The 11,204-nt window shown below is 50.3% G+C and carries 11 protein-coding genes; 7 read left to right on the top strand and 4 right to left on the bottom strand.

Features of this window, described 5'->3' with window-relative positions:
* Positions 1–2: 2 nt before the first annotated feature.
* From BRW83_RS10955 to BRW83_RS10945, 3 genes are read right to left on the bottom strand one after another with little or no spacing between them, the layout of a single operon-like run.
* Entirely contained in the window at positions 3–599 is a 597-nt protein-coding gene (locus BRW83_RS10955) for a DNA-3-methyladenine glycosylase (protein ID WP_005879377.1), read from the bottom strand.
* Positions 600–613: 14 nt separating this feature from the next.
* Positions 614–1,390: a UDP-2,3-diacylglucosamine diphosphatase gene (locus BRW83_RS10950; RefSeq protein ID WP_005879379.1), complete on the bottom strand. Its 777-nt coding sequence runs from the start codon at positions 1,388–1,390 to the stop codon at positions 614–616.
* Positions 1,391–1,414: 24 nt separating this feature from the next.
* Positions 1,415–1,903, bottom strand: a complete 489-nt coding sequence (locus tag BRW83_RS10945; protein ID WP_005879381.1) for a peptidylprolyl isomerase — start codon at positions 1,901–1,903, stop codon at positions 1,415–1,417.
* A gap of 295 nt (positions 1,904–2,198) precedes the next feature.
* On the opposite strand from BRW83_RS10945, the gene cysS reads away from it, so the two are divergent.
* The 7 genes from cysS (at position 2,199) to BRW83_RS10910 (ending at position 10,512) form a co-directional block, all read left to right on the top strand.
* Positions 2,199–3,587, top strand: a complete 1,389-nt coding sequence (gene cysS, locus BRW83_RS10940; protein ID WP_005879383.1) for a cysteine--tRNA ligase — start codon at positions 2,199–2,201, stop codon at positions 3,585–3,587.
* Entirely contained in the window at positions 3,588–4,232 is a 645-nt protein-coding gene (locus BRW83_RS10935) for a DNA-3-methyladenine glycosylase family protein (RefSeq protein ID WP_005879385.1), read from the top strand.
* Between the two features lie 52 nt (positions 4,233–4,284).
* On the top strand, positions 4,285–5,259 hold the full coding sequence (locus tag BRW83_RS10930; protein ID WP_005879386.1) for an acetyl-CoA carboxylase carboxyltransferase subunit alpha: 975 nt from the start codon (positions 4,285–4,287) through the stop codon (positions 5,257–5,259).
* 11 nt (positions 5,260–5,270) lie between these two features.
* On the top strand, positions 5,271–6,692 hold the full coding sequence (gene tilS, locus BRW83_RS10925) for a tRNA lysidine(34) synthetase TilS (RefSeq protein WP_005879388.1): 1,422 nt from the start codon (positions 5,271–5,273) through the stop codon (positions 6,690–6,692).
* Between the two features lie 104 nt (positions 6,693–6,796).
* Positions 6,797–8,047, top strand: coding sequence for an aspartate kinase (locus BRW83_RS10920; protein ID WP_005879390.1), 1,251 nt, complete (start codon positions 6,797–6,799; stop codon positions 8,045–8,047).
* Positions 8,048–8,132: 85 nt separating this feature from the next.
* Positions 8,133–8,969, top strand: a complete 837-nt coding sequence (locus BRW83_RS10915; RefSeq protein ID WP_005879392.1) for a universal stress protein — start codon at positions 8,133–8,135, stop codon at positions 8,967–8,969.
* A gap of 298 nt (positions 8,970–9,267) precedes the next feature.
* Positions 9,268–10,512, top strand: coding sequence for a nitronate monooxygenase (locus BRW83_RS10910; protein WP_005879394.1), 1,245 nt, complete (start codon positions 9,268–9,270; stop codon positions 10,510–10,512).
* A gap of 55 nt (positions 10,513–10,567) precedes the next feature.
* Here the strand turns inward: BRW83_RS10910 and BRW83_RS10905 are convergent, their stop codons facing one another.
* Positions 10,568–10,981 (bottom strand): rubrerythrin family protein, encoded by a 414-nt coding sequence (locus BRW83_RS10905; protein ID WP_036602459.1) that lies wholly within the window; start codon positions 10,979–10,981, stop codon positions 10,568–10,570.
* Between the last annotated feature and the right edge of the window lie 223 nt (positions 10,982–11,204).

Raw genomic sequence — 11,204 nt, 5'->3', positions numbered from 1 at the left:
TTTTATTTGCCGCTCTTGAAAACCGGCGATCCTTTCGGGAAGGGGCGGCTTAAAAAACGTGATCCGGCCAGACCGAAACGCCAGGGAACGTCCACTGCCTTTGAAATGCCGATTCTCGGCCCGGCAACGATGTTAACTGGCAGGGTTCCTGCCTTAAAGAGACATTCTTTTGAACTGAGCGACAGCCCGTTTTCCCGATGCGTTATTCCGAGTGCCTGACAAACCCGTCCGGGACCTGCGCACAAGAGGCGAACATCTGACATGTTCCGCCGCTTTTTCATCGTGTCGATACCAACGGTGGGTTCAATAGCGCGGATCAGAACGGCGGAGCCGTGGTTTTCTTCTCCGCAGACGAAATTGAAGCACCAGTGAATGCCGTAAGAGCGGTAAACGTATATCGCTTCCGGAGGCCCGAACATGATCGCGTTGCGTTCGGTCGGGCCACAAAAACTGTGGGAGGCAGGATCGGTCTGGTCGTAGGCTTCCGTTTCGACGATGATACCCCCGACGCCACGGTAAGAAAAAAACGAACCGATCAGTTGTTGCGCGACGATATTCGATGTTTGCAGAAAATCGATTTTTTCAGGTCGCAGCAACATAGCTTTGGCAAGGTTTAAAGTTCCAGCACGGAATGCCGGATGATTTCGTTATCCATACCGATTTCGATCCAGTCACCCCGGGGCGTGTCGCCATCGAGACTCCAGTCCGACAGGACCAGACGGGTGCATTCGCCCTTTTCAGTGGTACAGATATGGCGTCCGGGGCGATGGGTATGGCCGTGAATCATGACGGATGCGCCGGTTTGCCTGAAGAGATCGGCGATGACGGAGGCGTTGACGTCCATGATGTCGGCCGATTTGCTCTCATTGGCTTTTTTGCTTTCCTGACGGTAGCCGGTAATGATCTTTCTTCTTTTGGACAGCGGGAGAGCCAGAAACAGGAAGCGCACGATCGGGTTATGGGTGCGTTTCCGGAAGCGCATGTAGTTGATGTCATCCGTACATTGCGCATCGCCATGCGCCAGCATGAGCTTTTTGTTGCCGAATTCGACGATCGCCAGATCGGGAAGTGCTTTTGCGCCGATGGATCGCAGGAATTTTCTGCCGGTCAGCAGGTCCCGATTGCCGGGAATCCAGAAAACGGCTGTGCCCCTGTCTGAAACCTGGCGGATCGCGCCGACAATGACTTGTACCGCTTCCGAATCCATATCGTCGTCACCCACCCAATATTCAAACAAATCGCCAAGAATATAGAGCTGTTCAGCCTGCGTTGCTTTCTTTTCAAGAAACTTCTGAAAAGCGGCAATGGTTTTTGGGGCGCCAGCCTGCAAGTGCAGATCAGAAATGAAAAGCGCTTTTGAACTTTTCATTGGTGAGGCAGGCTGGTTCATATGGATTCGGCATTCAAATTGAAATCAGACTTCTTCCGCTTTTTCGATGACGACGTCTTCCATCGGTACGTCAGCATGCATGCCTGCACGGCCGGTTTTGACGTTCTTGATCTTGTCGACGATTTCCTTGCCTTCGGTTACGGTGCCGAAAACGCAGTAGCCCCAGCCATCCTGTCCCGGATAGTCGAGGAAATCATTGTCGCTGACGTTAATGAAGAACTGGGCCGTCGCGGAGTGCGGGTCGGACGTTCTTGCCATCGCGATGCTATAGGTTTCGTTGGACAAACCGTTGTTCGCTTCGTTTTCAACCGGTGCATTCGTCTTTTTCTGGGTCATGCCGGGTTCGAAACCGCCGCCCTGAATCATGAAACCGTTGATGACACGATGGAAAATGGTGTTGTCGTAATGTCCGGAACGAACGTAGTTCAGAAAGTTTTCAACGGTTTTCGGTGCTTTTTCGGCATCGAGTTCGATCTTGATCGTACCGAGATTGGTGTGAAGTGCGACGGCCATAATATTCCTTATGATGAGATTGAAAATCTGCCAGATGCAGTCGTGAACAAAAAATATTCCCTATATTCTGACAGATGAACAGGCTAATGATTTTAATAAACAATGAAAAAGCATTCATTTCACGCTAACGGCATTCTAGCAAACTCTTTGTTTCAGCGATATTGCCTGTGTCCGGCTGCCAGACTGTCGGTCAGGAATGATGCCGGTTTGAAATGCATGACCAAAACCCATGTCCAAAAAGGGTATATCACAGTAAAATATCTGTTTTATTTGAATTTATTTCCAAGTCTCTCTCATGGACAGTCTGCAGATATATAACAGTTTAACGAGAAGCAAAGAAGTCTTTACGCCTATTGAACCGGGTAAAGTGAGAATGTACGTATGCGGCATGACGATTTACGATTATTGTCACATAGGGCATGCCCGGATGATGATGTCTTTCGACGTCGTTTACCGCTGGCTGAAAGCGACGGGATATGAGGTGACTTATGTCCGCAACATCACCGATATCGACGACAAGATCATCAATCGCGCCGCCGAAAACGGTGAACCGATTTCCAGCCTGACTTCCCGTTTTACCCAATACATGCATGAAGATACCTGTGCACTCGGTATCCTGCCTCCCGATCATGAACCGAGAGCGACCGAGTACGTCCCGGAAATGCTGGAACTGATCGGCAAGCTCGAAAAGAACGGATTGGCTTACCAGTCCACGGATGGGGACGTGAATTATTCCGTGCGGGATTTTGAAGGCTACGGCAAACTGTCCGGCAAATCGCTGGATGATTTGCGAGCAGGTGAACGGGTCGATATCAATACCGGAAAGCGCGACCCGCTGGATTTCGTTTTATGGAAGTCCGCCAAACCGACCGAACCGGAAGAAGCCAAATGGCCTTCCCGATGGGGGACTGGCCGTCCGGGCTGGCATATCGAATGCTCGGCCATGTCCTCCAAACTGCTCGGCGAACATTTCGATATTCACGGTGGCGGAGCCGATTTGCAGTTCCCGCATCATGAAAATGAAATCGCCCAGTCGGAAGGGGCGTCACATCATCCGTTCGTCAATTACTGGATGCACAACGGTTTCGTCCGCGTCGATAACGAAAAAATGTCCAAGTCCCTTGGCAATTTCTTCACCATTCGCGATGTCCTGAAAAGCTATGACGCCGAAGTGCTTCGCTTCTTCATCATCCGTTCGCATTACCGCAGTCCGTTGAATTATTCCGACGCCCATCTTGACGATGCAAAAAATGCTCTGACCCGTCTTTATACGGCCTTGAAAGATGTTGACGTCAAAGACCAGGCGGTTGACTGGGACAGCGAATACGCAAAGCGCTTCGCCAGTGCCATGAACGACGACTTCAATACGCCTGAAGCGGTGGCTGTCCTGTTCGAACTGGCCAATGAAGTGAACCGGACCCATTTGGCCGAACTGGGTTCGCAATTGAAAGCGCTGGCAGGTGTTCTGGGACTTCTGGAACGCGATCCGCGCCAATTCCTGCAGGGCGACGGCGCTGTCGATGAAGGCGAGGAAAAATGGATCGAGTCGCAAATTCAGGCCCGTATCGATGCCAAGAAAGCGAAGAATTTCGCCGAAGCCGACAAGATCAGAAGTGAGTTGCTTGAAAAAGGCATTGTCCTCGAAGACAAACCCGGTGGCCTGACTGAGTGGCGTCGTTCATAAATGACAGACGGGCAAACGATTTCCATGCTCGATGAGGGGTGCTGGGATCGGGCATGCGCAGAATTGGGGATGCGCGACCCCATCATGCAAAAGCTGATTGCCACCTCGGGCAAGGATCGTTTGCAAACCCGTGGAGAACCTTTTCAGACACTGGCCCGGTCGATTGTCGGACAGCAGATTTCAGTCAAGGCAGCGGATTCCATCTGGAAGCGTTTCCTGCTGGTTTGCCCGGCCAGTTCTCCTGAAGAAATCATGACTGCCAGTGCAGAAATGCTTTCCGCTGCCGGTTTATCCAGACGGAAAGTGGAATATCTGAAAGATTTGGCGTTTCATTTTGTCGAGCGTAAAATTCAGGCCGATCAATGGCCCGATATGCCGGATGAAGAAATTATTGCCGACCTGACGCAGGTTCGCGGGATCGGGCGCTGGACTGCCGAGATGTTTTTGATATTCAATCTGATGCGGCCAAACGTATTGCCGTTAGACGATGTCGGCTTGTTGAAAGGAATCAGCATGTCTTATTTTTCCGGTAAAGACATCGGCAAAAAAGACGTGCAAGAAATTGCAGGGAAATGGGAACCGTGGTGTACTGTCGCAACATGGTATTTGTGGCGCAGTTTGACACCACTTCCGGTAGAATACTGAAAAATTAATTTTCGCGACTGCTTGAGCCTTGCAGTCGGTTTAAGGAGATAGTGTGGCTAAAACGAATTTTCTCAGCTTCGAGCAACCCATCGCTGAACTGGACGCAAAAATTGAAGAATTGCGTTTCGTTCAGGATGATTCGGCTGTCGATATTTCCGAAGAAATTTCGCGGCTGATGAAAAAAAGCCAGCAGCTGACCAAGGAAATTTATTCCAAACTGACGCCATGGCAGGTTTCGCAGATTGCCCGCCATCCGAACCGGCCTTATACGCTGGACTATATCAACGAGATTTTCACCGATTTCCATGAGCTTCATGGCGATCGTGCATTTGCGGATGATCCGGCTATCGTGGGCGGACTTGCCCGTTTCAACGGTATTCCATGTGTCGTCATGGGGCACCAGAAAGGCCGTGACGTCAAGGAACGGAGTTTCCGTAATTTCGGGATGCCGCGTCCGGAAGGTTACCGCAAGGCCTTGCGCCTGATGCGTATGGCTGAAAAATTCAAATTGCCCATCTTTACTTTCGTCGACACGCCGGGCGCATTCCCGGGGATTGACGCGGAAGAACGTGGACAGTCCGAAGCGATCGGCAAAAACCTGTTTGCCATGGCCGACCTGAAAGTGCCTGTCATCGCCACGATTATCGGTGAAGGCGGTTCCGGTGGCGCATTGGCGATTGCCGTAGCCGATACCATCCAGATGTTGCAGTACTCCGTTTATTCCGTCATTTCGCCTGAAGGCTGCGCTTCCATCTTGTGGAAAACCGCCGAACGCGCCAATGAAGCCGCTGAAGCCCTGGGCCTGACGGCACAGCGCCTGAAATCGATTGGCCTGATCGACAAGATCATCGATGAACCACTGGGCGGCGCGCATCGCGATTTCAAAGCGATTGCAGCGACCTTGAAACGCGAACTGGCAGAAGCCTATCGTCAGATTCAGGATATTCCGATTGATGAATTGATCGCTGCACGGCAGGAAAAATGGCTGAATTACGGTCAGTTCAAAGATAGTGAACAGGCTAAATAAAGGCGATTGTTTTGCATAATCCTGCTGTCGAAAAAGAATTTGATCGCGCGTTGGAAGCCATTCTGACGCGCGTTTTTCGTATGGAAGACGCAAAAGCTTCCGTATCGTTTTCCTTGAAGGAATCGCTGAAAAATGCACGTATAGCCATCGCATACAGCGGAGGGCTGGATTCGAGCGTCTTGTTGCATCTTGCCCATCGTTTTGCCATCGAAAACGATTGCGCACTCTTCGCTTTTCACGTTCATCATGGATTGAACCCTCATGCGGATGACTGGCTGGCCCATTGTGAAAACGAATGTATACGGCTGGGCGTCTCTTTCGATAGCCAACGGGTGCAAATTGACCCTCAAAGTGGCGACGGAATCGAGGCCGAGGCCCGGGAAAAACGCTACCGGGCACTGGGAGAGATGTGCCGCAAGCATGACATTCCTCTTTTACTGACGGCTCACCATGAAGACGATCAGGTTGAAACGGTATTGCTTCAATTGATGCGTGGCACAGGCGTCGCAGGCTTGTCAGGCATGGAAGCGAGCTCTCACTCACCGGAACTTCTCGGAGATGAAACGCTTTTTCTGGGGCGGCCGCTTCTTTCTGTTTCACGCAAGGAACTGGCTTCATGGCTTGTGGAAGCGGGCATAACGCATATCGATGACGATTCGAATGACGATGTGGCCTATACGCGCAACGCCATCCGTCACAGGCTGGTTCCGGTACTGGAAGACCTTTTCCCGGGATTTCAGAAACGTCTGTTCCGGACGGCGCAGCATGCAGGCTCCGCCCGGCGCCTGCTGGAGGAAGTGGCGAAAAAAGATTTTGAAGCCTGCACATCAGGAAAGAACAGCCTGAATCTGGAGCAGCTGCGTTTATTGAATCGGGAAAGGATCGATAATCTGCTCCGCTACTGGCTTGCGGCCAGTCGTGTGCGCATGCCTTCGACAGCATGGCTTGTGCAGGCCAGAGAACAGCTGCTGGAAGCACGTGAAGACGCGCAGATTGACCTGATTCTGGACGGTTATACGATCCGGCGTTATCGCCAGAACATTTCGCTTGGCAGGACAGTTGAGTCAACTGGCAATCAGCCTCATCCGCTCGAAATCCAGTGGCACGGCGAAAACAGGTTCAGGCTTCATCAATGGCATGGAACGCTATATTTTGAAGAGAGTGAAACGGGATTCGATATCGACTGGCTGCAAAGGCGAAAACTGAGAATCGAACCGTACCGGGGAAGCGCCAAACTGAAACTGGCGGGCAGGCCCACCAAAACACTGAAAGCGCTTTGTCAGGATCGGGGCATACCCTCATGGGAAAGACAATTCCTGCCGCTGGTATTTTTTGAGGACGATCTCGTTTATGTTGCCGGAATCGGTATCAGCGCATCTCGTCTGAAAAAAAACGGAAAATGTGTGCAGATCAGATGGGAACGTGATACATAATGCCTTTTTTTATGCTGCCGTTGGCAGTATGTCTTGTTAAATTTCACCTCAAACGGTAAAGTTAAAAGCTGAACTTTTTCTTATTTTTTATTCATAAAAATTATATGGCTCTAGTCGTTCACAAATATGGCGGGACATCGATGGGGTCGATCGACCGCATCAAGAACGTCGCCCGGCGTGTCGCCAAATGGCACAACGCGGGTCATCAGGTTGTCGTCGTTCCATCCGCCATGTCGGGTGAAACAAACCGTCTGATCGGACTGGCAAAGGAAATCATGCCGGAGCCTGACCAGCGCGAACTCGATATGGTCACGTCGACCGGCGAACAGGTTTCGGTCGGTTTGTTGTCGATGGCATTGATGCAGCAGGGAAAACAGGCGGTCTCCTTCACCGGCTGGCAGGTTCCTGTCAAGACCGATACCTCCCATACCAAGGCGCGTATCCAGTCCATCGACGAGGAAAAAATCAGGGAAAACCTCGATGCCGGAAAAGTGGTCATCATTGCCGGTTTTCAGGGCATCAGTGAAGACGGCAATATCACCACTCTGGGACGGGGTGGTTCCGATACGTCTGCCGTAGCGGTTGCCGCTGCCTTAAAGGCAGCGGAATGCCTGATTTATACCGACGTCGATGGCGTTTATACAACCGATCCACGTGTCGTGACCGATGCCAGAAGACTGAAAAAAATCACCTTTGAAGAAATGCTTGAAATGGCGTCGCTCGGGTCGAAAGTGCTGCAGACGCGTTCCGTGGAACTGGCGGGAAATTATCATGTCCCCACCCGCGTACTGTCATCCATGACCGATCCCGACATTCCACTCGAAGAAGAAGCCAAATCCGGCACATTGATCACTTTTGAAGAAGACTCGCATATGGAACAAACTGTTATCTCCGGAATTGCATTCAGCCGTGACGAAGCGAAAATTACGGTTGTCGGGGTTCCTGACAGACCGGGTATCGCTTCCCGGATTCTGGGTGCCATCGCTTCTGCCAATATCGAAGTCGATATGATCATCCAGAACCAGTCGATCAACGGGAAAACAGATTTTACCTTTACCGTCCCGCGTCCGGATTACAACCGGGCAATGGATCTGCTGAACAACCAGATCAAGGCGGAAATCGGCGCTACCGATATCATCGGGGACGCCAAGGTGTCGAAAGTATCGGCTATCGGGATCGGCATGCGCAGCCATGTCGGCGTCGCATCGAAAATGTTTGGTACACTTTCCGAGGAAGGTATCAATATCCTGATGATTTCGACATCCGAAATCAAAATTTCCGTCATCATTGACGAAAAATACATGGAACTGGCTGTACGGGCACTGCATAAGGCATTCGGTCTGGAACAAATGTAAAAGCCGGGCGGCTGTTTTTCGTCGTCCCCCTTTTTTCTACCGAGCTTGTCTTCTCCTTGCTCAATCAATCTGAACGGGAGTGATCATGTCATACAAAACAATTCTGGTACATCTGGACAGGGAATCGCATGCGAAAGAACGCATCCGCATCGCATGCCAGATGGCTATCGCCGAAGACGCCTTTCTCATCGGCGCCGCCATGGTCGGTGTATCGACCCTGACCTTCCAGCAGGCGCATATCGACGAGAAAGATCCTGTCATCGCTTCCCATCTCCGCTTTCTGCATGATCGTGCAGGGGCCTTCGTAAAGGAATTCGAGGAGCAGGCGAAAAAAATGGGTGTGCCTTCCTTTGAAGGGCGCATCGTGGATGGTGAGGCGAATCAGGGAATCAGTCTCTTGTCCCGCTTTGCGGATCTCGTCGTCATCGGCCAGACCGACCTTCATGAAACCTCTCCCGTCGTGGCACCCGATTTTCCGGAATATGTCATGATGAATGCCGGTCGTCCGGTTTTGATCGTGCCGTCGTCGTTCGGGAAAGAAGTCGGAAAAAGGGTTATGATTTGCTGGAACGCCAGCCGGGAAGCGACACGCGCTGTAGCGGATACTATTCCGGTTTTAAGACGTGCCGATGTCGTACAGATTGCCATGTTCAATATCGACAAGGAACCCGATGTCAACGCGGAACATGCCGGACACGACCTTGCCGTTTATCTGGCCCGTCACGGCATTAATGTCGAAGTGCTGCCGCCGCAGGTGGATAAAAACATCGGTTCGGCTGTACTGGCACTGGCAGAAGAGCAGTCTTGTGATTTGCTGGTGATGGGGGGCTACGGTCATACGCGCTTCAGGGAGTTTCTCCTTGGGGGCGTAACCAGAACGGTTCTCGGTGACGCAACGATGCCTGTGCTGATGTCACATTGAGGTGATTTTCAAAAAAGTTGTTGTATCGTAATTCCACCATTGCGGGTGGTTATATGCAGTTTTCGTTTTTTTGTATTGCATATTCATAAAGTAAAATTATAATGGTGCAGTTTGGCTTGTCAGGCCTCGATCGACATGATGTGGTGCACGATGGAAAATATTTGTTCATCAAGTGCATTAATATGAAATTAGGGCTATTTAGAAGCAAGTTCGACGCAGTTACAATATTTTTGGCTCCCTTTTATTCAGAAGAAACAAAAATAAGGCGCCTAACTTTAACAGTAGTCCAAGGATAGCGATGAAATGTGTTGATGATTTCCGTTTGAAATTGAACGGAAAGGAGTATGTCCCCATCGTAATTGGTGGCATGGGAGTTGATATCTCCACCGAAAAACTGGCACTTGAAGCGGCACGGCTCGGCGGCATCGGTCATATCTCCGATGCGATGTCGATGGATTCAGCCGATCGCTATTTTGGAACAAGCTATACGAAGAACAAAACCTTCCAGTTCAAGGCACTGATCGGACAGAAGGATAAATCCGGTATCGTTTTCAATCTGGGCGAAGTTGAAGAAGCCACCCGGCTGCATGTCGCCAGTGCGATGGAAAAGAAGAAGGGTGACGGTCTCATTTTCATCAACTGCATGGAAAAGCTGACGATGAACGCGCCCCGCGAAACCTTGCGTGCCCGTTTGCGCGCAGCGATGGATGCAGGAATCGATGGCATTACCCTGGCAGCAGGCCTTCACGCCAATTCTTTCAAGCTGATTGAAGATCATCCCCGTTTTCGTGACGTGAAGCTTGGCATTATCGTCTCGTCAGTTCGTGCCCTGCAGATTTTCCTGCGCCGTAACGCCAAGCTGAACCGTTTGCCTGATTATGTGGTCGTTGAAGGTCCGCTGGCCGGAGGACATCTTGGATTCGGGCTGGATTGGGCCAAGTATGATCTGAAAACCATCGTGGGCGAGATTATCGAGTATCTCAAGGCGGAAAAACTGGAAATTCCCTTAATCGCCGCCGGGGGTGTCTTTACCGGATCGGACGCTGTTTCTTTCATGGAACAGGGTGTCGGTGGCGTTCAGGTGGCAACACGCTTTACCATTTCGAAAGAATGCGGTTTGCCGGACAAGGCCAAACAGGCGTATCTCTCTGCCAATGAAGACGACATTGAAGTGAATCTGGTATCGCCGACCGGTTATCCCATGCGTATGCTGAAGAAAACACCGGCAATCGGGATCGGTTTGCGTCCCAATTGTGAATCGTATGGTTATCTGCTGGAAAACGGGAAATGCGCTTATCTGGACGAATATTATCGCGAACTCGGATCACGTCCGGATGGCAAGATCATCGCTGTGAAGGACAAGATCTGCCTGTGCACCCATATGCGTAACTACAATGTCTGGACATGCGGGCACTATACCTACCGTTTGAAAGAAACGACCCGGCAAATGGGTGACGGGTCTTACGAACTTCCGGATGCAGCACACATTTTCCGGGATTACCAGTTCAGCAAGGACCACAAAATTCTTCTTCCCGGCGAATAAGAAAACAAAAAAGGCAGATATTCATTATCTGCCTTTTTTCAAGCATGTGACTCACTCAGTCCAGCAGGGTTTTCAAAGCGTCTTCATACAGTCTGGCTTCCATGCGTTCTGCTTTTGCCAGAGTATCGAACCAGTCCGCAATCCCGTCAAAACCTTCATCACGGGCTACTTCTGCCATTTTGGAATACTTGTCGTGATAGTTTTTCGTGGCCGTAGAAATGAGCGATTGCAAATTCAGGCGCGTGACGGTGTTCGACAGCCCGGTAAGCGGATTTTTCTGAAGAATCTGCAGGTTGCCTCTGGCCTGATTCTGGCGGATTTTGGCACTGGTTTCCAGCTTTGCACTGATATCGTTGTGCCCTTCGACGCTGGCACGACGACCGGCATAATCGTATATGGCAGAACATTGGGCTTCATTTGCAAAAGCGTCGATCAGATTCTGTTCCGTGCGTGTTCCTTTAAGATCCATTTTCACCTCCCCGAAATGTATTTCTTATAAATATTTTTATTGATCTTAAAAATATTATTTTATTTGTGGACAATGAATATATTATCAGTCAATTAATCGATTATTTGAACGAAATTTACAATATATTTAATGAAGATCTTATTGAAATGGCAAATCAAAACATTTATTCAAATGATTGATGGCCGCACTTGAATAATTATTGAAAAACACGGCAATTTCATTA

It is taken from the genome of Oxalobacter formigenes (genome assembly GCF_002127965.1).
Lineage (GTDB): Bacteria > Pseudomonadota > Gammaproteobacteria > Burkholderiales > Burkholderiaceae_D > Oxalobacter > Oxalobacter formigenes.
This window is presented reverse-complemented; position numbering and strand designations above follow the sequence as displayed.

Excerpts from the sequence above, each read along its gene's own strand:
- BRW83_RS10955 (WP_005879377.1), bottom strand. The coding sequence starts at position 599 with ATGTTGCTGCGACCTGAAAAAATCGATTTTCTGCAAACATCGAATATC.
- BRW83_RS10950 (WP_005879379.1), bottom strand. The coding sequence starts at position 1,390 with ATGAACCAGCCTGCCTCACCAATGAAAAGTTCAAAAGCGCTTTTCATT.
- BRW83_RS10945 (WP_005879381.1), bottom strand. The coding sequence starts at position 1,903 with ATGGCCGTCGCACTTCACACCAATCTCGGTACGATCAAGATCGAACTC.
- cysS (WP_005879383.1), top strand. The coding sequence starts at position 2,199 with ATGGACAGTCTGCAGATATATAACAGTTTAACGAGAAGCAAAGAAGTC.
- BRW83_RS10935 (WP_005879385.1), top strand. The coding sequence starts at position 3,588 with ATGACAGACGGGCAAACGATTTCCATGCTCGATGAGGGGTGCTGGGAT.
- BRW83_RS10920 (WP_005879390.1), top strand. The coding sequence starts at position 6,797 with ATGGCTCTAGTCGTTCACAAATATGGCGGGACATCGATGGGGTCGATC.
- BRW83_RS10915 (WP_005879392.1), top strand. The coding sequence starts at position 8,133 with ATGTCATACAAAACAATTCTGGTACATCTGGACAGGGAATCGCATGCG.
- BRW83_RS10910 (WP_005879394.1), top strand. The coding sequence starts at position 9,268 with ATGAAATGTGTTGATGATTTCCGTTTGAAATTGAACGGAAAGGAGTAT.
- BRW83_RS10905 (WP_036602459.1), bottom strand. The coding sequence starts at position 10,981 with ATGGATCTTAAAGGAACACGCACGGAACAGAATCTGATCGACGCTTTT.